This is a genomic window from Rheinheimera gaetbuli (assembly GCF_054781935.1).
This window is the reverse complement of record NZ_BAAGTL010000002.1, coordinates 47,612-69,266: the sequence shown is the minus strand read 5'-3', so window position 1 is coordinate 69,266 and position 21,655 is coordinate 47,612. Positions and strand designations below refer to the sequence as shown.

Here is a 21,655-nt window from a genome sequence, read left to right as displayed (position 1 = left end):
ATCCTTTTTTCAATGCCTATCTTTAGGTAGATAGTCGGCGTACAATGTTGCCATGTCAGCCAGCAATGATATGCTGGCCTTTTGCTGAATTTTTTCGACGGGACCACATCATGACCAACTCAACAGTGGACAAAATTCTTGACCTTGCAGAACTGCAAGTGCGCGCCGGTGGCTATAACTCCTTTAGTTTTCGCGAGATCTCCAAAGAGATCGGTATCAAAAGTGCCAGTATTCACTACCATTTCCCAACCAAAGCAGATTTAGGGGTGGCGGTGGCCGCGCGGTATACCGAACGTTTTGTGCAAAGATTGGCGCAAGTCCTCGTCGAGCATGACAATGCGGCTGCCCGACTCGATGCTTACATCGATTTGTTCCGACAATCGTTACTTTGTGATCAAAAAATGTGTTTATGCGGCCAACTGGCCAGTGAATCGGAAGTGTTACCTGAGCCGATCCGTGCCGCGACCGAGCAATTTTTTGTACAGAATTTACAGTGGTTACGCCTACATGTGTTTGAAGTAGCAGGCTTGACGCCGCAAGTAGCAGGGCAACGCGCTGCGGGTTTACTGGCGAGCTTGGAAGGGGCGTTATTGATGGCCAAAGTATTAAACGACAATGCGGTATTTGAGGAAGTGAATGCAAATCTGACAGCATTCCTCGCTTAGATTTCCAGAACAGCAGTAGCTGGTAGTAACAGATTGAAAAGTATCAAACGTGGCTGGAGATTTCAAACCTTCATGTCATCGCCGATGTAGTATCTGCGTTACTGCATCGGCGGTACTTAAGCGTTGCCACTTGTAGCGGTTACGCCTCTAAATGCCCCACTTTGACCAGAATGAGTGTCTCTTCCTCAACATAGGGGTGGTGTACACTCAAATGCGGATTTCGCAACCAAGTTCCAGCTGGATACACGCCATGTTCGTCGTGAAACGTGCCGGATATCACCAGAATTTCTTCACCACCAAGATGTCGATGTGGCACAAAGCGTTCACCGGCAGGCCAGCGCACTAACGCCGTATGTTCCGAGCCAAACGCATGCAAGGGCAACACTTGCAAGCGGCCCTGACCCAGCGACCATAACGCGTTCTCACTTTGGATACGTACTGTGGCACTATCGTTCGCCGCAAACTGATGCAGCTTAACAAAAATAGTACAGCCTTGTCCGCTGTAAGGCTGATGGCGACTGCCCGGTGGGTTTCTTAAGTAGCTGCCAGCAGGATAATTACCCGTTTCGTCACTGAAGACACCATCCAGCACATAGATTTCTTCCCCCCCGGTATGCAGATGGGATGGAAATCCTGCACCAGCATCATAACGCACCAGGCTGGTCGCATGACCTGATTCAGCAGCTGCGCGCGCTAACGGTTTACGCCACACACCCGGCATCGGGCTTGGCAACCAAGGTTGGCTGGCTGTGTTGATCACAACCCGTTCCGCCATCTGCATATTCAACATAAACACTCCTTTTACCGCACATCATTATCATTCAGTCACATTCGACCCGCACTTTGACTTCTAAGCTTACGGATGACCAAGCCGGCTTGGTCATCCTTTCGTATTTAATTAGGCTTTAAGCGCTCAGCCAATGCTACAGCCAAGGGTTCAGTTGACGCCGGGCTTTGACCTGTCATCAATGCACCATCTACCACCACGTTTGGCTCCCAGTTTGCTTTGGCGATGTAGTTCGCGCCACGGCCTTTTAACTCATCTTCCAGTGAGAACAGCAGGTGGTGCAGCAGTTCTACTTCCATATCTTCAGCGTTTTTGAAACCGGTGAGGCTGACACCTTTCACCAGGTATTCACCATCTGATTTCTTCACATCACGTAAAATTGCTGGTGCATGACACACCATGGCAATTGGACGGCCCGCTTCGTAGAAATCACGGATTAACTTCAGCGCAAATGAATCTGCCGCTAAGTCCCAAAGCAGGCCGTAACCGCCTGGGAAAAACACCGCGTCATAGGTGCTGTAATCGATGTTGCGCAGTTTGCGGGTATGTTTGGCGGCAAACAACGCTACCGGGTCTTGTAAGAAACGTGCTGTGTACTCGGTGGTAAATGGCACTTTCATGCTCAATAAATCAATCGGTGCTTCGCCGCCGGCCGGTGAGGCAAACACCACTTCATAGCCTGCTTCAGTCAGGATGTAATACGGCGCAGCCAGTTCGTGAAACTAGGTGCCTGTTTGCTTGCCGCTGATGCCCATTTCATCAACTGATGACATGACTAATAAAACGCGTTTTTGTTGATTGCCTGTTGCTTTCATTGCTCATTACCTCTGTGTTAATTACTGTTACGTGAAGGTCTTCCCCTTCACTAATCTACCTATCTGAAGGTAGGTGAGACTATAAAGCGCTTGTTTGAGGTTGTCAATACCTATCGGTAGGTAGTTTTTTTTGTTTGGCTCTTAGAGCATCCTCATCTAGGGGGGCTACAGTGATGAGTTCACCACAGTCTCATCAGCTGCAAATTCTCATATCAACTGCTTGGTATTACTATTTACCTCAACAGCCTGGCTGGCAGAATAACTTCACCCTTACAAGCACATAGCCTGTCAGATTAAATACTTCAATGTTCTGGCTGCTGTCGGCTTTAAGTAGGGTATAGGGCGCGGTTTCAAAATTGGTCTGGCCAAAAACCGAACAACCAGCACTTAACAACCCGGCAAACACGGGCAATATTACTCTCACGGCAGATCCTTTAATCGTTAGCAGCTTTAGGGCTTGTAGGGCCTGTAACAGATAAAAGTGCAAAGCATAGGCAAAGTTTGACTGGATATTGTCAATATCAATTTTTAATCAGCTGTTGGTTGGTTTTATTCTGCACTGAAATGACAGTATTGCTTTGGTTGTATTAGTTGAAGGCGAGCGGATTAACGCAATAGATGAAGATGGAAACTAGCAGGGCATATTAACACTCGCGTTGTTGAGTAGACGACAGAGCGCAAATCCGAAAATGAACTGAATAAGCCGACTATCTAAAAATAATAACATTCGAAGGAGAGAATAATGAGTGCAGCAGAGTTTATTAATCCAAAATCTATGATGACACCAGGCATTGCGTCTACCGCCATATTGCTTGTTGCCAATACGCTAAATTTGCATTTTGAGCTAAAAGCAGCTATTACCGCTCTGGCATTAAGCTTTCTGATAGGTTTAGTTGTCTTTCTGGCAGAGCAGATGAAACTTATCGAGCGCGTGATTTATTATATAGTCAATTCACTCATTCTATTCTCTATGGCTGTAGGCGGTAATCAGGGCATTGTGTCTTTGTCAGCCCCGGTTAATCCTCCCGATGACATAAGTTTGACCGCAAAGTCAGTTAATCAAGATTACTTAAGGCAAGTGGCTTACCAAAGAGTTTTAAATGAAAACCTTGTAGATAGGTTTGACGTTTTAAAAAGTGTGATTTCATCTGGCAATCCGGCAACGTTAAACAATGTAGAAATTCAGCAAGCGCTGCATGAATCAGCGTCAGCGATTCGACTGAGTAACGCAAGTTTCAGCGAACATGAAGATGACCAAGGTTCTGATAACCAAGAAGTTTACCAGAAGGTTTTAAGTGAAAACCTTGCAGATAGGCTTGAAAATTTACAGAGCGTTATAGCATCTGGCACAGCGGAATCATTAGACAATACTGAAATTCACAGAGCGCTGGAAGAATACGAAGAAATGTTAAAGCTAACCGACTGGTATTTATCAACGTTAGAACCAACTAATGAAGAAAGCGCCGCAGCTGCAAGGCCAGCAGAAGCAGATAAAACTTTGTTTAAGTCATGGTTCTAAATTAGATAAAATGGGTGGTTAAACACGGGCAATAGTACTTTCACGGCAGCTCCTTAGTCGTTAACAGCATTTCAGCGTATACGGCTGTTAACGATTAAAATACACTGCTAAATCAACGTTGAAACTGCGCCCACTTAATTTAAATAATCATCTCAAAGCGGATTAACATTAACCACTATGCGGCCGCGCACTTTGCCTTCAAGCAAACGCTGGGCGGTATCACACACCTGCGATAAACTTATCTCGGTGGCTATCTGTTCCAGCGTGATGCTATCTAATACCTTAGCCAATCTATCCCATGCCTCGATGCGATCGTTAAGTGGACGCATTACGCTATCTATGCCAGCTAAGGTGATACCGCGCAAGATAAACGGCGCTACTGTACCTGGTAAATCCATACCTTGTGCTAAGCCACAAGCGGCAACAATGCCGCCATATTTGGTGCTGGCACAGGCATTGACCAAAGTATGGCTGCCTACTGAATCAATTACACCGGCCCAACGCTCTTTGGCCAGTGGCCGCCCCGGCTCACAAAGTGTATGTCGGTCAATAATCTCGTTGGCGCCAAGGGCGTTTAAATACTCAGCTTCTGCCACCCTGGCGGTGGCGGCGACAACGCGGTAGCCCAGCTTGGCCAGTATCGCGATAGCGTAACTGCCCACGCCGCCATTGGCACCGGTAACCAATATTTCGCCAGAGTCCGGTACTACACTGTGTTTCTCTAATGCCATCACACACAGCATAGCGGTGTAGCCCGCGGTGCCAATCGCCATCGCCTGTTTAGCCGACAACCCCTTGGGCAGCGCAATTAACCAGTCACTGTTAAGTTGTGCCTGTTGCGCCAGGCCGCCACAGTGCGTTTCGCCGACACCAAAGCCGTTTAGCAGTACTTCGTCACCGGGGGTAAACTTGCCCGAGGCACAGCTTATTACCGTGCCGGCTAAATCAATGCCAGGGATCATAGGGAATTTGCGCACTACCGGCGATTTACCGCTAATCGCCAGCGCATCTTTATAATTTAGCGTGCTGTAAGCCACTTTAATCAGCGTATCGCCGTCCATCAGTACAGCATCGTCTAAATCTTTCAGTGCAGCACGATAACCGCCCTCGTTTTTCTCTATTAATACGCCTTTAAACATATCGCCTCCTAAATAGACCAGTTGTCTATTTATTAATAAAAAATTACCCGGCTAAGCCCTGTATAAAACGTTCTGCATACCTATCCAGCGGCTGCGTGCTTTGCTCAAGCCTTGACCGGCTTACTGCGCCCTCCCAGCCAATCCAGAAAAACTCCGCTAACGCATCGCAGTCTGCGTCGGCTGATAACTCACCGGCCAGTTGTGCTTCGCGCAGACAAGCGGCAATACGCTGCTGCCAGCTTTGAAAAATGGCTATCAGCACCGGGCGAAAACTTTCGGGTAATACATCCACTTCCTGGCCTAAGTTGCCCAACAAACAGCCGCGTTTAAATTGATGCCTGGCAATGCCTTGCTTGGCATCTTCAATAAAATTACGTATCCGATGCAGCGGTGAAAAGTGATTATCCAGCAAGCAGCTATCAAGCTTGTTGGCAAAGTAGTTGGCGTAGCTTTCAAGCACGGCATGGCCAAAGGCTTCTTTACTGTTAAAGTAAAAATAAAACGAGCCTTTAGGCACTCCGACGTTTTTCAGAATTTTGTCTAAGCCCGAGGCGGTAAAACCGATTTCGGTTAAATGCTCAAGCCCGCTTCTAATAAGCTCTGCGCGGATATCCCGCTGTTGTGCTGCTAATTTTGGCGGTCTGCCTCTGCGAGTCGTGGTGTGTAATGTAGTCATGGCTAATAATAGACCGATCGTCTATAAAGACAAATTAGACAAAGGTCGATGCGCACCAGCGCCAATGAATATTAGCAGGGCTGCCCTGCAGAGATTTTCAGTGTGGGCACCTGCGCATATCATAGTGCATCGACGACCAGTGCTGGTTCTGATGGCTTGCCAATACAGTGGCATCGGCTTGTTATAGCAACAGCGGCTCGGTTGGCGGCAACTGCGCTGCTACCGGGTAATAAATTAACTGCCGCTGTAGCAAATACAATAATACGCACAGCAGGCAATAGCCCGCCAACACATAGCCTGTTAGCGTAAGCAGCATACGCATGGTTTATCCGGCTCTAGCTTAAAGGGTGTAAAGCAGCTTAGCGGATAGCCGTGCTAAAGCAAATGACACATGACACATGACACAATGCTAAGCTGCGCTTCAATGTCTCACGGCTAAATATGCTGTGGTATTAGATTTCTTCGACAGTGAGTAGTTTGGTAAGCATAATAAGCGCCATTAACAGATCGAACGGTAAGTTGTATGAAAAAAATAACCATAGCCCTGGCGTTTTTGCTGGCGCTTGTCGGCGCAGTAATCGTATTTCATCAAAACATTATTTCATCAGTTATTTTGCCGCAATATATCGACTGGGCCAGCGAAACTGAAGCGGCTGGTGTAAAAGTGGGCGAGCCGCTTAACGAAGCACAGTTGGCTCTTGCCAGAGAGATCGGCATTAAAAGCCCTGAAAAGGTCAGGCTGGTGTATGTCGATGCGGTGCCATTTCCTTATGACAACCTTGTGTTGAAATTCGTCGGTGAAGCCACCGGTTTTATTGGCGATGGCATAATTAACAACGCTCAGGTATTTGGTTACTCGATTTATGTCAGAAAAGACTATCCGCTCAATACGCCTAAACTGGCACACGAACTGGTGCATGTGCTGCAAATAGAGCGTGCCAGCTTAAAGCAGGTGATTACCCAGCACTTTGCCGATTTAGTTAACTACGGCTATGATAACTCGCCGCTGGAGCTGGAAGCTTTTGAGGCAAATAAAACCTACAGCAACCGCTAAATACCTGGCGCTAGAGCGAAAACAGCAAAGAAGCTTAAATAAGTCGTTCGTTGGGTCTATCAGGCGAGATCTGATAGCCTGACTGTATTAATTTAAGGAGTAAAAGTGGCAACGCATGTACTGGTACTAAGCGATATTTTTGGTTTATGTGCCGGCCTTGAGCGGCTGCTGGCCGATTTAAACCAGGCTGGTGCTGTTGTTCAGGTTCTCGACCCTTACCAAGGGACACGCATGCAGCTTGCCGATGAGGCTCAGGCGTATACGGCTTATGGTGCACAGTGCGGCCATGATGCATATGCCGCTATCGCCACGCAGGCGCTGCAAAATAATGTGCAGCCAATTGATCTTGCTATCGGTTTTAGCGCTGGCGCTACAGCACTATGGCGCGCCTTAGCGAAAGTAGATGCGAGCGTGGTAAAGCAGGCAGTTTTATTTTATCCGGGACAAATTCATAACCACATTATACTTAGCCCTAAAGTGCCAACGCAGGTAATATTTGGCCATAGCGAACCGCATTTTGATGTAACGGATATCTGCACTCAACTACAACAAAAGTCTGCTGTCACGAGCATAAGTACAGGGTTCGCGCATGGCTTTATGAACCCGGTATCAAAAGCTTTTAATGCGGCTGGTTGTCAGCAGTATCTGGCGGTATTACAAGCCATTGTGGCATGAATGTTTATTGTTACGAACCGCCCACAGTCAGGCCGTTTCAGGCGCGGCTTCCAGCAGTGCTATAATAGTGCCGTTGTTGCTTAGCTTAGCTAAATCAAGCAGGTAGCCTTTTTCCAGCGGTTGCATGCTTTGGTTGGCCAGTAACTCTTTCAGCAACTGTTCTTCACCATTAACGATGGCGGTTTTCAGCGCCGCATAGTGCATAAAACTGTGTGACTCTTCTGTTTGCTCTGATGTCATTTTGTGCCTCTGATTCTGCTTAATAAGGCCCGTTACATGCTTACAAAAACGGGCGCTGTGGGTTAAAGCCTATGCCTTAGTTAATTACCCTCAAACGAGGTAATGTCTAAGGTAACGTCGCACTTTAACAGCTTGGTCTTCAAACCGGGTATTAACGCCGTAAGGTTGGTCTTTCAGGGCGCCCGATTGCGTTGACACATGCCCTTTGCCGTCTTTGCCGAGGCCTTCGTATTTAGTAGTAGCCCAATTGATAATTGCCATTTTGTGCTCCTTAATTAATAAAAATTGATTTAGACCGCTGGTAGTTACAGGGTTTAGCACGCTTACCCAACAGTCATAAACGCCACATTTGAAATGGTAGTATGGAATAGGCAGTTTAAACGCTGCAAAGGTAACAGCGTGCCTAATTGGAAATGTAACGTCTTTCTTGCCCCTGGGATTTACCTTAAAAGTCAGAAGCAATACTGAGTGGATTAGGGTCGTAGTTTGTCTATAAGCGTGGCAATGAATGGTAGAAATAGCGAAACGGTTGATGAAGACGCTGCTGCGTTTTCATTTCACATGCTCGTCGGGTTGATTATGTGTTTTGCCCTGCTACTACGTATTATATGAGGTGTCATTGATTTAATTTTACCCACACTTTGGGTGTGGTGCCAAAACACAGTTTAAAATGCCGGGTCAGATGGCTTTGATCAGCAAAGCCACTGCTAAAAGCGACTTGCGCCAATGGCTGGCCGCGCTCGATTAATGCTTTGGCTTTTTGTAACCGCTTTAGCGTTATGTAGCGGTAAGGTGTTGTGCCATAAAGAGATCTAAAATCGCGGGCGACTTGCCACTTACTGTATTGTGCAATAACAGCCAGTTCATCCAAGGTAATGTCGTGAGACATGGCGCAATCGATAGTGATGATATCGTCAATATATTCGCGCACGCGTTTTATCGCCGCGTAGTTGGCCTGAGTATGTTTAACACTGTTGCCGCTAACCTGTTGTAAACTGCTGGCAAACGCATAAATAAGGTCTTGCTGCTCTAATGTTTGCAGTGGGCGATTGAATTCCGATAGCAGCTGGCTGGCAATACGCACAAAGCGCGGATCCCGGCTTACACCGCCGGGCAAAAACGGCAGGCTGGCACCTTGCAGAATATTTTGAACCTCAACAGGGTTGATGCTGATCGCCCGGTAAGCAAAAGGGCTGTCGGTGCCGGCCTGGCCGTCGTGGGTCTCGTCGGGGTGCAATATCACCACCTCGCCTGGTAGAGAGTGACGCAGTTCGCCACGATAATTAAAGCTTTGCACGCCAAGTGTGGTTAACGCCAGGGTGTAAGTATCATGGCTATGTGGCGCATAAGCCAGGCCGCTAAAGCAAGCTTCAATGCGTTCGGTTTCACCAGCGGCGCGCTTTACCCAACTTTTTGGCTGACTGTTTAGCAGACTCTGCTTGTTGCCCATCCTTGCGCTACTCCTGCATTTAACCGCAATATCGTTCAAGAACCTGTCGGTTGGCTGCGCTACTATAGCGCACTATGCTCAGTGGCTTATATATGCTGACAAAAAATTTGGTGTGGTTAAAACCCGAGGAAGACAACATAAGATGCATGGGATCAAACGGTTTTTGCTGTGGACGCTGGCGATCATCGTATTGGTGGCGATATCTGCCGTGGTGGCAGGTTTTTCATTTCGGGCCGGGCTTGGCTCACCCGTCGAACAGTTTCTGGAAAAGGCGGTGTATGCGCCCAATGGTGTGGTGGCGACTAGTCAGCCTTTAGCCAGTCAGGCCGGTTTAACCGTACTTAAAAATGGTGGTAATGCGGTTGATGCAGCGGTTACTGCGGCTGCGGTGCTGAGTGTGGTTGAGCCCTATATGACCGGTATTGGCGGTGACATGTTCGCCATGTTGTGGTTGGAGCAAGAACAGCGGCTGGTTGGTATTAATGGCAGCGGACATGCAGGTGCCTTGATGACATTCGACACAATGAAGGACCGCAGGCGGGTGCCGGATGACGGCCCGCAATCTATTACCTTGCCAGGCGCACTATCAGGCTGGGCCCGGCTGTTAGAAGCACATGGCACCCTGACTTTAGCGCAAGCACTGGCACCGGCTATTGCACTGGCAGAGCAGGGGTTTCCGGTATCAAAAGCCACTGCGACTGAATGGGGGCTATTTGAAAGCAAAATCAATTGGGATTCAGGTGCACGTGCCACCTTTTTAATTGACCAGACCCGCACACCCAAAGCCGGTGAATGGTTTTACAATCCGGATTATGCCAACACGCTAAAGCGTATTGCACAGCACGGCCCACAGCTGCTTTATGGCGGTGAACTGGGGCAGAAAATTGCAGCCAGAGTGCAAGAATTAGGTGGGTTTTTAACACAAAGTGATTTTGCCAACTATAGTGCCCAGTGGGTAGAGCCAATGTCGGTGTCGTTTAAAGAGTATCGCCTGTGGGAATTACCACCCAATGGCCAGGGTGTTGCGGCTTTAGCAATGCTGAAAATATTAGAACCTTATGATTTAGCTGCTATGCAGCACAATTCGGCCGATTATCTGCATCATCTGATTGAAGCGAAAAAACTGGCCTATGCAGATCTGGAGCACTTTGTTGGTGACCCTGAGTTTATGAGCATAACACCAGAGCAATTATTGTCAGATCAGCTGATTGCCAAGCGTCGCGCGCTTATCAATGCTGACAAGGCGATGGCACGCACCGCTCCTGAGCCTTCGCTGACAACCAGCGATACCACCTATTTAAGCGTGGCGGACAAAGACGGTAATATGGTGTCTTTTATTAACAGCTTAGCTGGGCCTTTTGGCTCAGGTATAGTGGTGCCGGGTACCGGCTTTGCGCTGCAAAACCGTGGCGTGGGGCTGTCAGTGCAGCCAAACCGGGCCAATACCGTGGCGCCGGGCAGACGACCGTTTCATACCATCATTCCGGGCTTTGTTACCAAAGCCGACGCCCAGGGCAAACAACAACCCTGGTTAAGTTTTGGTATTGTCGGCGGGGCGCAGCAGCCGCAAGCACATGTGCAGATGCTACTGAACATGGTGCTGTTTGATATGGATGTGCAGCAAGCCATCGATGCGCCAAGGTTCCGGCACTGGGAGGACAATAACGTCAGTTTTGAGCAAGCCATCCCGCAAAGCACCGTTGATAAGTTACATGCGCTGGGGCATGCCGCGCAAAACCCGATTATGGCCACCGCACAAGGCTTTTTTCATGGCAATAACACCGGCTTGGTATTTGGTGGTGGCCAGGCCGTCATGAAATTAGACAAAGGCTATGTTGCCGGCTCAGACTCCAGACGGGATGGCGTCGCTGCGGCGCACTAAAAAGTCTGGCTTAATGCGTTAAACGATGTTTCTCAGTAGGGTTAAGGAGTCGTGGTTGCCTGTTATCAATCCAATTAAAGCCGTTGTGGTTAAGCTGTTGCTGGCTATCACTATTATAGCGCTGGCGGTGGCGGCCTACCGTTGGCTAATGCTACCGGCGTTACAATGGCTGTTTCAGCTGGATGAGCCCGCTACCGCGCTGCTGCGCCGGGTGGGGATCTTGCTGGTTATGCTGTTGGCCTACGGTTTATATGTGCGCTACAGCGAAAAAAGGCCTGTTACCGAGTTACACTTTAAGTTTACTGGCGTAGCCCTAGGCTTATTGGCCGGTGCAGCGATGATTGTATTGGTATCTGCGCTATTATTTGCCGGCGGGGTTTACGAAGTAACCGCTTACCGTGGCTGGCAAAGCGGGTTACTGGATATAGCCTTGGTAATCCTGGTGGCGGCTGTAATTGAAGAAATTGTTTTTCGGGCTGTACTGTTTCAGGCACTGGAAAGCCAATGGGGCACGGTAACGGCGTTATGGCTGCAATCGCTGATTTTCTCGCTGCTGCATATCGCTAATCTTAATGACCAAATGGATGCGCAGGCGTTAGTTATTACCGTGATATCCGGTACCTTACTGGGCGCAATGTGGACAGTGATGTATGTTTACGTGCGTAATGTCTGGGTAGTCGCGGCGCATCATGCCGCCTGGAACTTCACTATAGTGCTAACCGGTTTACCGTTATCCGGCCTGGACGACTGGCAAGCTATGGCGCCATTGCAAAGTGTGTACCATGGGCCAAACTGGCTAACCGGCGGCGTGGTAGGGCCGGAAGACTCCGTTGTTACCATAGTTATGGTAATTATCTCGGTAGGGGCTTTACTATGGTTGGCGAAAAAAAATCAGCGGCTCTATCCATCAGCCGCGGTGCGCCTTGGCCAATAATTAACTGGACCTTGTGCTGACATTTTTACTAAAACGAAGACAGCGTCGTTCAGCGACACATAGCAACCGATTTATTTAGCGTTTATTGTGGGTTTTACTTTGGGACCATGGTTAGTCTATTTCAATTAACACTTCATTGCGCCTGAGCATGGGCAGGGTGAGCGGGCCGTTATAGCCTGCTTCTATCGGCTGGCCTTTCACGGTATAGCCATTCGTGTTAAGCCAGGCTTGCAATAATTCGGTGTGTTTGGCCACGTTGCCTTGGCTTAGCGTGCCGCTAAACTGAATGGCGGCCACTTTGTAATCTTTAACCTCAGTAACCACTAAATCCGGGTTAGTCGGTTTGGGTGTGGTTTGCAGGGTAAAGTCTTTTGGCATCACAAAAGACATCATCGAGTCCCCGGGGCGGTTACTCATAAACACCGGCGCTGTCATGGCAATTTTTTCGCCTTTGCTGTTGTTGTCCATGATCACCGGCGCCGTCATGGCTATAGCGACTGCGCCGTCATTTTCACCACCGATATAGCGGAATAACTTTCGAAAGGCACTGTTGCGGCCATCGCCTGACATATCGGTTGATACCAACACCATGCTGTCATAGTTACGTACCTCAATATTCTGGCTGATATCGGCTTTAAGCAGGGTATAGGGCGCTGTTTCAACATTACTCTGGCCAAACACCGAACAACCGGCAGTTAATAACGCAGTAAACAATGGCAATAATACTTTCACGGTAGTTCCTCTAATCGTTAGCAGCTTTACGGCTTATACGGCCGCTAACAGATAAAAGTGCAATGCTGAATCAAAGGGCTTGTAAATGACTAAGATAAATTTAACTTTAGTTATATCATTAATCCGCCATTGAACCGTTAAGGCCGTGTGGTATTAAACGACTGGCACAACAAGCACTTTTTGCTAATTGCTGCTACTTTTAAACTGGTATTGCCAAGTGTGGCTTTTGGCCGTTATCGATACCAATTTTCCATTGATATTTTCAGACATAACAATACGACTGACGTTTGTGCAGCCGGATTCAGTGCCTGCAAGGTCGCTAACCCTATGTTAGCGGGTTTGCTGAGCAAAACACGTTGTAATTAACAGGACTTATATGAAACTACTTAATGCGTTGCAGCAGTTTAAGATGACGAATGTACTGATCAGTATAGTGACTATTCTGGTGCTGTTAATAACAGGCGTGCTGGCATATTCATCACTTAATACACTGCAAAAGATGTCTAAAACCGCAGAACTGCGTGAACTCGGTCAATTGTATAATGCTGTATTGTCAGAAATTGCCTCAGAAGGACGTTTAGCCACCGCGTTATCAGAAAGCTTTGCTAAGTCCCCCGTTATACAGGCACGTTTTGCCGAGCAAGACCGTGCAGGCTTGCAAGAACTTACCTTGCCGTTTTATCGCAGTGCCAATAAAAGCTTTGGTGTAAAGCAAGGCCAGTTTCACATCGCTCCGGCTACCTCATTTTTGCGATTGAATGACCCATCAAACGCTTGCATAATTGATCTTAATACTTGCGAAAAGCCGAAAACCACATGAGTTTACCCAATTGATTACCATTGATTTAGAGGCCTTTTATTACATTAAACCGGCGTTTATGACGAAATATCTGAGGATCCGTCAGGCAAACTGGAACACAGTGCAATAATAGTGAATACTCATTGATATAGATAAAAACTGATGCAAAACTCGCGAGTAAATCAGTTATAAATGGCACTATTTCGTGCAAGTTGACAGGCGTTATTTATGAAAATTGCGCATAACGTAAAACTTTTACGTTTACTTAATATTGTGCCACCGCTGCTAGTGACAGCGTTTGCTGTCATGTTCATATTTATTGTCGTCGATAATAATCAGATAAAGCTGGAAAACGATTTAAAAACTCTTCGTGACGATTTCATTTCATCAAGAAAAAGCATGGTAAAAGCACAGGTTGAACAGCTTGTGCAACAAATAGATTACGAAAAAAGCAGAACGGAATTTATTTTAAAAGAAGATATAAAGCATCAAATATACAATGCTCATGCAATAGCAATGAATATATTCAATGAAAACAGCGATAAATCTGAGCAGGTTGTTACAAAGCTAATTAAATCAGCCTTGCGCGACATTCGTTTTAATAACGGCCGTGGTTATTTTTTTATCTATAAGACAAATGGCGAAAGCATTATGCATCCTGTTATTCCGTCTATGGAAGGGACTCAACAGATTGGTTTGCAGGATGTCAGAGGAAATTACATTGTTCGTGACATGGGCAGTTTAGCTAAAAATAATGGTGAAACTTATTACACCTGGTGGTTTGTGAAGCCAGAAAATAAGGATGTAGAGTTTAAAAAAATTGGCTTTGGTAAACACTTCGAACCATACGACTGGTTTATTGGTACTGGAGAGTACATTGTTGATGTAGAAAATGACATTAAAAATACGGTTATAGATAACATCTCGAATATAAGGTTTGGTGAGCATGGTTACGCTTTTTTGTTTGATTACAATGGCATTGTGTTGGCGCATTTTGATGAAAATTTTCAAGATGGCGATTTATACAACCATAAAGATCCGCTGATACGGGAAGCGGGAATAACGATAATTTCGACAGCACAACAAGGCGGAGGTTTTGTTAGCTACAGTAAGCCATCAACCAGCAAGTCAGAGAATAAAACGAGCTTTATTAGAGGTATCCCAGAGTGGGAATGGGCGTTAGGCATGGGGTTCTATGAAAGCGAAATTGAAGCCCCTCTCAATAAACGTGAATCAGAAATGCTACAAGAAAACAGACAGCAATTAATTGAGTTGTTGTGGTTGAGTGTACTTGTTGCAATGTCGTTTATTATTATTTCATTGTATTTCACGAAAAGGCTTTCAAAGAGCTTTATGGACTATGAAGAAAAAATTAACAATGATTTTTATGAATTAAATAAAGTAAAAGTGCAGATGCAGTATCAGGCCTTGCATGATTCATTAACCAGATTACCTAACAGGGTGTTACTAGAAGATCACATTTTTCAGGGGATTAATCTGTCTCGAAAAAATAACAGCTTGTTGGCTGTGATCTTTGTTGATCTTGATGATTTTAAAAAAATAAACGACTCTTACGGGCATTCAATAGGTGATCAATTTTTAAAGCGGATGGGCGAGTTATTTCACAAAGTTAAGAGTGAAAAAGATTCTGTTGCTCGATTTGGAGGGGATGAATTTATTTTCTGCTGCCCTGACATTGCAGACTTAGGTGAGGCAGAAAATAAAGTTAGAGAAATACTGTCAATTTTTCAACAGAAATTTGAAGTGGCAGGTAAATCATTTTATTCTACCTGTAGTATTGGTGTATCAGTTTACCCTAAAGATGGTACTGAAGCCGAACAGTTAATTAGCAAAGCAGACATTGCGTTATATAAGTCAAAATCGACGGCGAAAGGAAGGTCATTGTTTTTTAATGGTCGTGTCGACGAAGCCGTAAAGAGAAGTTTTGCGATAGAAACTGAATTGCGAACGGCACTGTTAAATGAAGAGATTAGCATTTTATATCAGCCGCAAATTTGTGTGAAAACCGGAAACATTGTTGGTGTTGAGGCGCTTGCGCGTTGGCATAGCAAAAAGTTGGGGTTTGTATCGCCCGCTGAATTTATCCCCATCGCAGAAAATAGCGGTACAATTAATGAGTTAGGCGATTATGTAATTTATAAAGCACTGTTCGATATCAATGCTTTTAACATCAATAACGCCTTTAAACTGAACCTTTCTATCAATATTTCGCCAAAACAATTACTGGAGCCTAACTTTGTTGAGAGTGTGGTGCAGGCTAGTGACGATATCGCATTTGATCGGCAATTTATCACCCTGGAAATCACCGAGAATGTTCTTATTACCGATTTATCAGTAGTGCTGCCTATTCTGCTTGCGCTTAGAGAGAACAATTTTAAATTGTCGTTAGATGATTTTGGTACCGGTTACTCTTCGTTAAGCTACTTAAGTAACCTGCCAATCAACGAAATAAAAATTGATCGTACTTTCATAGATAAGTTTCTGACGAATCACCAGAGTGAATCACTAGTAAAAACGATCATCGCCATAGGTGACTTTTGCGACTTTACCGTGGTGGCAGAGGGCGTTGAAACTAAGGCACAACTTGAAAGGCTTAGGCAATTTAATTGTGACCTTATTCAGGGTTACTATTTTGATAAGCCACTTGCCTACACCGACTTAGTCGCTAAATATCAATCTTGCAATGTTCGTTGTGATTAGTGCGCAGACAACGTTTGTTATCGGCTACAATTGCCAATAAACAAATAGGATTGGATGTTGTGTATGATGGCAAAGTTTAATCTGCACCCGCTTGTGCTGCTTGTGTTGTTTGCAGCTGCAACAGCTAATGCTGAAGCACAAAGTGATATTTCCAAAATTGAAGTTATTGAAGTTACCGCGCAAAAACGTAGCCAATCTATCAATGAAATTCCGATGGCCATATCTGCCTTTAATGATAAGCAGTTACAAGAATTAGGTATTGAAGATACTACCGATCTGGCAATGGTAGTACCGGGCTTTAATTATAGCGATACTGCTTTTGGACCACCGGTATATACGTTAAGAGGTGTTGGCTTTAACGAATCAAGCGCTCAGGCAACCTCTACAGTCGGTATCTATATTGATGAGATTACCATTCCATTTCCTATTATGACCAAAGCCGCGAACCTTGACCTGGCCAGAGTGGAAATTTTAAAAGGACCACAAGGTACCCTGTTTGGTCGTAACGCTACCGCCGGTGCGATTAATTATATTGCCGCTAAACCTGCCGAGAGTTTTGAAAGCGGTGTTATTGCCAGTGTCGGCAGTTTTCAATCGATTAGTACCGAGGGCTTTGTTACTGGTGCATTAAAGGAAAATTTAAATGCACGTGCAGCAATACGGGCAATTTATTCCGGCGAAGGCTGGCAACAAAGCGTATCCAGAGATGATCAGCTGGGTGAAAAAGACCGGCTTGCTGCCAGAGTGAGCTTCGACTGGACAGTTAACAGCAAAACCACTGCGCACATTGCGGTGAATTACAACCGCGATCGCTCAGAAACACTTGCGCCTCAAGCCATAGAATATATAGCAGCAAAAGCGGGCAATGCGATTAATGGCTCTTTTGATATTTTTGGCCCGATACTCGATCCTGTTGCAAACCCACAGTTTTTCCCCGGAAATCGCCGTGACATTCGCGCAGCAGATTGGACCGCAGATAGAAAACCCGCACTTGCACATAACATGTATTCATTATCGCTAAATGTACAGCATGTGTATTCGGACACCTTGCGCCTTGTGTCATTAACCGGTTTGCATCGATTTGAAGACAATGGTTCTGAATACGAAAGGGGCGGCGCCGCTGGCGTTACCGCAGGATATATTCGGAATTTAACCGGTGGCTCGTTAGACACTGTTTTTAATGGGGTATATCAAGATTTCTACGAAGGCCATTTACATGGAGATTACGCTTTTATACAAGATGGGGAATATGTCACATCAGACTATGTTTTTCAGCAGGGTGAAATTGACTCATTCTCACAAGAATTCAGGTTTATAAAAGAGCTGCCAAGCCATGTCTGGATTGCCGGCGTTTATTTAAGCAACAGCACAGTAGACTACCGTACAACGCAGGATTGGGGTTTAGCGACAAACGTTAATATATTGCCAGCACTGGGCTTTGGCTTTAATAAATTACGTAATGTTGTGGTGCAGGACACATCAACACGTTCGGCATTCACCAGTGTTGATTGGCATTACAATGACGCGTTAACCTACACCTTTGGCTTGCGCTATTCGTATGATGTTGCCAAATACGATGGTTGTACAGAAGACATAGACGGCGCAGGATTGGCGTTATTTAACCAGTTTTTTTTCGGCGGAAACGATTCTGGCGGCGCTGTTAAAGGATGCGTGACTGTTATAGACTTTGGGCTGCCAGGCCAACGAGTCGGTAGCATAGCCGACTCATTAAAAGAAGACTCTCTGTCATGGCGTTTTGCCGCAAATTACCAATGGTCGCCCACTATATCTGTTTATGCTTCGTACAATCGCGGCTTTAAAGCCGGCAGTTACCCGTCTTTAGCCGCGATTGTGGCTAACCAACTCGATCCGGTTGTGCAAGAGCAGTTAGACGCCTTTGAATTGGGTATTAAAGCCTCGCTGGCAGAGAATACCGCGCAACTTAACCTCGCCGCTTTTTACTACGATTATAAAGACAAGCAACTGCTGACCAAAAAAACCATTCCGGTATTTAGAACGGCTTTTACCCTGGGTAATATTGACGAATCTTATATCCGGGGCCTGGAGTTGGACCTGCAATGGTTTGCAACAAGCAGGTTATTTATTGGCGCTACAGCCAGTTATATTGACTCAGAAGTAACCCGCGGTAATGGCTTTAACCAGCTGGGCCAGTCGCTGGATTTTACTGGCTCCCCCTTACCCTTTACATCAAGCTATCAAGCTAATCTGTTAGCAAAATATGAATGGAATTTGCAGCAAGAATACAGCATGTTTGCTGCTGTTGAAGGTGCCTTTAGTAGTGAGTTTAATGCTGATTTTAAAGCTAATGTCAGTCAAACCAACCCAGTGGCAGATTTTATTGGCAGCCCGGTAGAAGTATTCATTCCAGCAGAGCCTTATGAGTACGATAGTCGCTTTACGCAACCAGATTATTTTATTGCAAATGCAAGGTTAGGCGTCGAAAGCAGCAAAGGGGATTGGCGCGCGTATTTGTGGATAAAAAATTTGTCGGACGAATATTATTTTTCTAGTGTCGTTAAGAATAATGAAATGGTAGCGGCGTATCCAGGCATGACCAGGACATGGGGGTTAACATTCGAAATGACCTTCTTTTAACATTTCAGCAGCTGGTTTGTCAGTTCGGGGTTGTAGCGGTATTACGCCAAAGTGGTCAAATTGACAACGCGTGCAGTAGTGTTAAGCGATATCTTCGGTTTATGTCCAGGTATAAACCGTTTGCTGGCTGATTTAAACCAAGCTGGAGCAGTCGTTCAGGTTATCGACCTTTACCACGGGACATGCCGGCAGTTTGCCGATGAGGCTCAGGCGTATACGGCTTATAGTGCACAGTGCGGCCATGATGCTTATGCTGCTATCGCAGCGCAGATACTGCAAAACAACCCCCAGCCCTTTGATCTGGCCATCGGTTTTAGCGCCGGTGCCAGCGCGCTGTGGTGCGCTTTAGCTAATATTGACAGCAAGCAGCTTAAACAAGCGATACTGTTTTACCCCGGCCAAATTCATCAGCATTTAACGCTGACACCGCAAATACCGACGCAGGTTAGCTTTGGCCACAGCGAGCCACATTTTGCCGTAGCGGAGATCTGCACTCAGCTACAACAAAAGCCGGGCGTAAGCGCTGTTAGTACAACGTACGCGCATGGTTTTATCAATCCGGCATCAAAGGCGTTTAATGAAGCTGCTTATCAGCACTATCTGGTTAAGCTTAATAACTTTGTAACCACAGGAACGACCGCACTATGCGCGATGTATTAAGACAAAAGATTATTGCCGTTTGTGACAAGAAAATCCTCGCCAAAGGCGAGAGCGTCGGCGTGTCATTTTACGCTTTTTTTGCCAACAAAAACGACGACCCGGCGCTATTAATGGAAGCGGCAACCTGATGGATCCAAACCCACCGGCTGGATCATTTTGAAAAAGCGCTGAAGATAAAACAGCTGGTGCTGGATGGGCTGCAACAGCATCTGTAGCATCATAATTTTCTATCAGGATCTTGCATCAGAATGTTACAGCGGCAAGCCAGGCGGCAAGCTGGCTGGCAGGCAATTCGCTGTTATGGCTGCCGCAGTAGCTTTTCAGCTTGGCGATACCGGGCGCAAAGGCGCGGTACAGCGCCTCGCTGTGGGCACGGCCGATAATTTCATCTTGTTCTGCCAGTAACAGTAGAGTGGGGCTGTTAATGGCTGGCGCATAGGCGACAGAGTTATAAGTATCTTTTAGCAACCACTTAACCGGAAATAGCGGAAACTGCCGCTGCGCCAGGGCGCTCAGGCTGTCAAACGGGGTAATTAACACCAGCTGCGCTACCTTACGCTGTGCCGCCAGTTGCACCGCTACACCAGAGCCTAAGCTGCGGCCAATTACCGTAACATCACTGTGTTTGCTGTGCAGCTGGTCATAAAGCGCCAGCGCATCGGCTACCAATGCCTGCTCTGAGGGCTTGCCGGAACTGCCGCCATAACCGCGATAGTGCATTAAATAAACCGCATGGTTAGGAAATACCGCGGCAAATTCCGGCAAAGACACACTGACATCCTCGGCATTGCCGCCAAAATACAGCAGTGCCTGGCTGGTTTCGCGCGGCTTTTGGCTTACCAGCACAGTGGCATCGGCTTGTTGCAGCAACAGCGGCTCGGTTGGTGGCAACTGGGCCGGCACAGGGAAATAAATTAACTGCCGCTGCAGCAAATACAACAGTAAACACAGCAGGCAATAACCCGCCAGCACATAGCCTGTCAGAGTAAACAGCATACGCATGCTAAATCCGGCACCAGATGAAAGGGTGTAAAGCAGCTTAGCGGATAGCGGGGTTAAAGCAAACGGCCGTCAACAGTGCCACTGCTATAAACACACCCGATGCGAATGAGCTTATCAACCTGGCGTCAAAGGCGTTTAAAAAAGGGTTATCAGCAGCAACTAATTATACCGCACAGATTAGTAGACTGAGTTGCGGGTTGCGCAACTTGCGTCTAGAATGATGGCATCGCTGTGTAATGATCAACAGGGAGGTGTTTATTGCAGGTAGTTATTAAGCCAGGAAAAGAAGCCAGCACAACCGCAGCAATTGGCAGCCTGCCATCACTTGCCAGGGAGGAGGTAACTGACGTGATTGATATTCTGGTCAATGCGATGTCACTGCAGGAAGCCAAGGAAATCTTATTAGACGACATGGTGATAGAGGGCAACAGTTTCAGTGTGTCGATAAAGGAAAATTTTCAGTTTGTGGTAGCGGGATTGTTGGGCGAAAGCGAGGGTGGAGACATGCTGATGATAGAGGTTATTCGCTATGACTAAGCTATGTCTGCATAAGGTTAGCCGTGTAATTTCAACGCGCGTTTCAACGTTATGGTAATATTTGAAATGACAAACAATACTGAATTGCTAAGCAGTGAAAACCTGCGTGAGATGGGCCTGATTGGCCCGCCAAAAGCCGCCGGCGCACATTTTAAACGCTATCTGCAGCGCAAAAACCTGACTGCAGCCGACGCAGCCCGTGATCTTAATGTAGCCAAATCCACCATTACCCGTTTTATCAACGGCGAAAGTGAGTTAAGCATTGACCTGGCAACCAAGATAAAGCGGGTTTATAACGCGCCGGTAGAGGTGTTTTTTAAAATTGACGCCCAGTACAAAGCCTATGTTGTTGCGCAGAATATCAGTAAATCAGTGGCGTAAGCTGCTGTAGTCAAACGATATGGGCAGAGGTGTAGGTTATGGCTATTAAAACCATGCGCTGGGACAGTGCAGAGCATTTAAAAACTGACGAAGATATTCAGTTTTATCTCGAAGCCTGTATTGAAGAAGCGGGTGACGATCCGGCGTTTATTGTGCATGCGTTAGGTGTAATTGCCAAAGCGAAAAATATGAGCCAACTGGCGCGCGATACCGGCATCAGCCGCGAAGGTTTGTATAAAGCTTTTTCCCCGGACGGTAACCCAACCTTTGCTACTGTTGCCAAGGTAGCCAAAGCGCTGTGGCTGCAAATTACTGTGCAAACAATTAGTTGAAAAAGGGGTCGTGAAAAAGTGAAAAAGGGGTTGAAAAAG

Annotated in this window: 24 protein-coding genes and 1 pseudogene; 14 read left to right on the top strand and 11 right to left on the bottom strand. The window is 46.4% G+C overall.

Annotation, left to right across the window (positions count from 1 at the left end; genetic code table 11):
- The first annotated feature begins 110 nt into the window (after positions 1–110).
- A complete protein-coding gene (locus ACYVIC_RS03550) occupies positions 111–665 on the top strand; it encodes a TetR/AcrR family transcriptional regulator (protein WP_460857335.1) in 555 nt (184 codons plus the stop codon).
- 139 nt (positions 666–804) lie between these two features.
- Here ACYVIC_RS03550 and ACYVIC_RS03545 read toward each other — a convergent pair whose 3' ends face one another.
- The 3 genes from ACYVIC_RS03545 to ACYVIC_RS03535 all read right to left on the bottom strand — a co-directional run bounded on the left by ACYVIC_RS03545 (position 805) and on the right by ACYVIC_RS03535 (position 2,691).
- Positions 805–1,455 (bottom strand): cupin domain-containing protein, encoded by a 651-nt coding sequence (locus tag ACYVIC_RS03545; RefSeq protein WP_460857334.1) that lies wholly within the window; start codon positions 1,453–1,455, stop codon positions 805–807.
- A gap of 104 nt (positions 1,456–1,559) precedes the next feature.
- On the bottom strand, positions 1,560–2,165 hold the full coding sequence (locus ACYVIC_RS03540) for a type 1 glutamine amidotransferase domain-containing protein (protein ID WP_460857566.1): 606 nt from the start codon (positions 2,163–2,165) through the stop codon (positions 1,560–1,562).
- A gap of 340 nt (positions 2,166–2,505) precedes the next feature.
- On the bottom strand, positions 2,506–2,691 hold the full coding sequence (locus tag ACYVIC_RS03535; RefSeq protein ID WP_460857333.1) for a hypothetical protein: 186 nt from the start codon (positions 2,689–2,691) through the stop codon (positions 2,506–2,508).
- 318 nt (positions 2,692–3,009) lie between these two features.
- On the opposite strand from ACYVIC_RS03535, the gene ACYVIC_RS03530 reads away from it, so the two are divergent.
- Positions 3,010–3,786, top strand: coding sequence for a hypothetical protein (locus tag ACYVIC_RS03530; protein WP_460857331.1), 777 nt, complete (start codon positions 3,010–3,012; stop codon positions 3,784–3,786).
- A 152-nt stretch (positions 3,787–3,938) separates the two neighbouring features.
- Here ACYVIC_RS03530 and acuI read toward each other — a convergent pair whose 3' ends face one another.
- From acuI to ACYVIC_RS03515, 3 genes are all read right to left on the bottom strand, one after another.
- Positions 3,939–4,925 carry an acrylyl-CoA reductase (NADPH) gene (acuI, locus tag ACYVIC_RS03525; RefSeq protein WP_460857330.1) on the bottom strand — a complete coding sequence of 329 codons (987 nt, stop codon included), beginning with the start codon at positions 4,923–4,925 and terminating at the stop codon, positions 3,939–3,941.
- 43 nt (positions 4,926–4,968) lie between these two features.
- Positions 4,969–5,601, bottom strand: a complete 633-nt coding sequence (gene acuR, locus ACYVIC_RS03520; protein WP_460857329.1) for an acrylate utilization transcriptional regulator AcuR — start codon at positions 5,599–5,601, stop codon at positions 4,969–4,971.
- A gap of 181 nt (positions 5,602–5,782) precedes the next feature.
- Positions 5,783–5,923 (bottom strand): hypothetical protein, encoded by a 141-nt coding sequence (locus ACYVIC_RS03515; protein ID WP_460857327.1) that lies wholly within the window; start codon positions 5,921–5,923, stop codon positions 5,783–5,785.
- A 201-nt stretch (positions 5,924–6,124) separates the two neighbouring features.
- Here ACYVIC_RS03515 and ACYVIC_RS03510 point away from each other — a divergent pair, with 201 nt between their 5' ends.
- On the top strand, positions 6,125–6,655 hold the full coding sequence (locus ACYVIC_RS03510; RefSeq protein WP_460857326.1) for a hypothetical protein: 531 nt from the start codon (positions 6,125–6,127) through the stop codon (positions 6,653–6,655).
- Positions 6,656–6,760: 105 nt separating this feature from the next.
- A complete protein-coding gene (locus ACYVIC_RS03505; protein ID WP_460857324.1) occupies positions 6,761–7,330 on the top strand; it encodes a dienelactone hydrolase family protein in 570 nt (189 codons plus the stop codon).
- 27 nt (positions 7,331–7,357) lie between these two features.
- On the opposite strand, the gene ACYVIC_RS03500 is transcribed toward ACYVIC_RS03505, so the two are convergent.
- The 3 genes from ACYVIC_RS03500 to ACYVIC_RS03490 form a co-directional block, all read right to left on the bottom strand.
- The gene (locus ACYVIC_RS03500; RefSeq protein ID WP_460857322.1) at positions 7,358–7,570 is read right to left on the bottom strand and encodes a hypothetical protein; all 213 of its coding nucleotides are present in this window, start codon (positions 7,568–7,570) and stop codon (positions 7,358–7,360) included.
- Positions 7,571–7,660: 90 nt separating this feature from the next.
- Positions 7,661–7,831, bottom strand: coding sequence for a hypothetical protein (locus ACYVIC_RS03495; protein ID WP_460857320.1), 171 nt, complete (start codon positions 7,829–7,831; stop codon positions 7,661–7,663).
- Between the two features lie 355 nt (positions 7,832–8,186).
- On the bottom strand, positions 8,187–9,020 hold the full coding sequence (locus tag ACYVIC_RS03490; protein ID WP_460857318.1) for an AraC family transcriptional regulator: 834 nt from the start codon (positions 9,018–9,020) through the stop codon (positions 8,187–8,189).
- A 142-nt stretch (positions 9,021–9,162) separates the two neighbouring features.
- On the opposite strand from ACYVIC_RS03490, the gene ggt reads away from it, so the two are divergent.
- A complete protein-coding gene (gene ggt, locus ACYVIC_RS03485) occupies positions 9,163–10,902 on the top strand; it encodes a gamma-glutamyltransferase (RefSeq protein ID WP_460857316.1) in 1,740 nt (579 codons plus the stop codon).
- 55 nt (positions 10,903–10,957) lie between these two features.
- A complete protein-coding gene (locus tag ACYVIC_RS03480) occupies positions 10,958–11,836 on the top strand; it encodes a lysostaphin resistance A-like protein (protein ID WP_460857314.1) in 879 nt (292 codons plus the stop codon).
- A gap of 111 nt (positions 11,837–11,947) precedes the next feature.
- On the opposite strand, the gene ACYVIC_RS03475 is transcribed toward ACYVIC_RS03480, so the two are convergent.
- Complete coding sequence (locus ACYVIC_RS03475) at positions 11,948–12,568, bottom strand: SOUL family heme-binding protein (RefSeq protein WP_460857310.1); 621 nt, start codon at positions 12,566–12,568, stop codon at positions 11,948–11,950.
- A gap of 376 nt (positions 12,569–12,944) precedes the next feature.
- On the opposite strand from ACYVIC_RS03475, the gene ACYVIC_RS03470 reads away from it, so the two are divergent.
- The 5 genes and pseudogenes from ACYVIC_RS03470 to ACYVIC_RS03450 all read left to right on the top strand — a co-directional run bounded on the left by ACYVIC_RS03470 (position 12,945) and on the right by ACYVIC_RS03450 (position 19,579).
- Entirely contained in the window at positions 12,945–13,388 is a 444-nt protein-coding gene (locus tag ACYVIC_RS03470) for a cache domain-containing protein (protein ID WP_460857309.1), read from the top strand.
- Positions 13,389–13,595: 207 nt separating this feature from the next.
- On the top strand, positions 13,596–16,088 hold the full coding sequence (locus tag ACYVIC_RS03465; protein WP_460857307.1) for a bifunctional diguanylate cyclase/phosphodiesterase: 2,493 nt from the start codon (positions 13,596–13,598) through the stop codon (positions 16,086–16,088).
- 63 nt (positions 16,089–16,151) lie between these two features.
- Positions 16,152–18,704, top strand: a complete 2,553-nt coding sequence (locus ACYVIC_RS03460) for a TonB-dependent receptor (protein WP_460857305.1) — start codon at positions 16,152–16,154, stop codon at positions 18,702–18,704.
- Between the two features lie 60 nt (positions 18,705–18,764).
- Positions 18,765–19,364 (top strand): dienelactone hydrolase family protein, encoded by a 600-nt coding sequence (locus ACYVIC_RS03455; RefSeq protein ID WP_460857303.1) that lies wholly within the window; start codon positions 18,765–18,767, stop codon positions 19,362–19,364.
- Positions 19,349–19,579: pseudogene (locus tag ACYVIC_RS03450) on the top strand (DUF6500 family protein). The gene ACYVIC_RS03455 and the pseudogene ACYVIC_RS03450 overlap by 16 nt, the downstream one beginning before the upstream one ends.
- Before the next feature lie 28 nt (positions 19,580–19,607).
- Here the strand turns inward: ACYVIC_RS03450 and ACYVIC_RS03445 are convergent.
- Positions 19,608–20,366, bottom strand: coding sequence for an alpha/beta hydrolase (locus ACYVIC_RS03445; protein ID WP_460857301.1), 759 nt, complete (start codon positions 20,364–20,366; stop codon positions 19,608–19,610).
- A 258-nt stretch (positions 20,367–20,624) separates the two neighbouring features.
- Here ACYVIC_RS03445 and ACYVIC_RS03440 point away from each other — a divergent pair, with 258 nt between their 5' ends.
- The 3 genes from ACYVIC_RS03440 (at position 20,625) to ACYVIC_RS03430 (ending at position 21,616) form a co-directional block, all read left to right on the top strand.
- Positions 20,625–20,903, top strand: coding sequence for a hypothetical protein (locus ACYVIC_RS03440; RefSeq protein WP_460857300.1), 279 nt, complete (start codon positions 20,625–20,627; stop codon positions 20,901–20,903).
- 66 nt (positions 20,904–20,969) lie between these two features.
- Positions 20,970–21,284, top strand: a complete 315-nt coding sequence (locus ACYVIC_RS03435) for a helix-turn-helix transcriptional regulator (RefSeq protein WP_460857298.1) — start codon at positions 20,970–20,972, stop codon at positions 21,282–21,284.
- A gap of 38 nt (positions 21,285–21,322) precedes the next feature.
- Entirely contained in the window at positions 21,323–21,616 is a 294-nt protein-coding gene (locus tag ACYVIC_RS03430; RefSeq protein ID WP_460857296.1) for an addiction module antidote protein, read from the top strand.
- The last annotated feature ends 39 nt before the right edge of the window (positions 21,617–21,655 follow it).

Bases quoted from the DNA above. Each gene is read 5' to 3' on its own strand.
- ACYVIC_RS03445 (WP_460857301.1), bottom strand. From the start codon at position 20,366: ATGCGTATGCTGTTTACTCTGACAGGCTATGTGCTGGCGGGTTATTGC.
- ACYVIC_RS03510 (WP_460857326.1), top strand. From the start codon at position 6,125: ATGAAAAAAATAACCATAGCCCTGGCGTTTTTGCTGGCGCTTGTCGGC.
- ACYVIC_RS03530 (WP_460857331.1), top strand. From the start codon at position 3,010: ATGAGTGCAGCAGAGTTTATTAATCCAAAATCTATGATGACACCAGGC.
- ACYVIC_RS03515 (WP_460857327.1), bottom strand. From the start codon at position 5,923: ATGCGTATGCTGCTTACGCTAACAGGCTATGTGTTGGCGGGCTATTGC.
- ACYVIC_RS03430 (WP_460857296.1), top strand. From the start codon at position 21,323: ATGGCTATTAAAACCATGCGCTGGGACAGTGCAGAGCATTTAAAAACT.
- ACYVIC_RS03470 (WP_460857309.1), top strand. From the start codon at position 12,945: ATGAAACTACTTAATGCGTTGCAGCAGTTTAAGATGACGAATGTACTG.
- acuR (WP_460857329.1), bottom strand. From the start codon at position 5,601: ATGACTACATTACACACCACGACTCGCAGAGGCAGACCGCCAAAATTA.
- ACYVIC_RS03460 (WP_460857305.1), top strand. From the start codon at position 16,152: ATGATGGCAAAGTTTAATCTGCACCCGCTTGTGCTGCTTGTGTTGTTT.
- ACYVIC_RS03490 (WP_460857318.1), bottom strand. From the start codon at position 9,020: ATGGGCAACAAGCAGAGTCTGCTAAACAGTCAGCCAAAAAGTTGGGTA.
- acuI (WP_460857330.1), bottom strand. From the start codon at position 4,925: ATGTTTAAAGGCGTATTAATAGAGAAAAACGAGGGCGGTTATCGTGCT.
- ACYVIC_RS03550 (WP_460857335.1), top strand. From the start codon at position 111: ATGACCAACTCAACAGTGGACAAAATTCTTGACCTTGCAGAACTGCAA.
- ACYVIC_RS03500 (WP_460857322.1), bottom strand. From the start codon at position 7,570: ATGACATCAGAGCAAACAGAAGAGTCACACAGTTTTATGCACTATGCG.
- ACYVIC_RS03495 (WP_460857320.1), bottom strand. From the start codon at position 7,831: ATGGCAATTATCAATTGGGCTACTACTAAATACGAAGGCCTCGGCAAA.
- ACYVIC_RS03545 (WP_460857334.1), bottom strand. From the start codon at position 1,455: ATGTTGAATATGCAGATGGCGGAACGGGTTGTGATCAACACAGCCAGC.
- ACYVIC_RS03435 (WP_460857298.1), top strand. From the start codon at position 20,970: ATGACAAACAATACTGAATTGCTAAGCAGTGAAAACCTGCGTGAGATG.
- ggt (WP_460857316.1), top strand. From the start codon at position 9,163: ATGCATGGGATCAAACGGTTTTTGCTGTGGACGCTGGCGATCATCGTA.
- ACYVIC_RS03465 (WP_460857307.1), top strand. From the start codon at position 13,596: ATGAAAATTGCGCATAACGTAAAACTTTTACGTTTACTTAATATTGTG.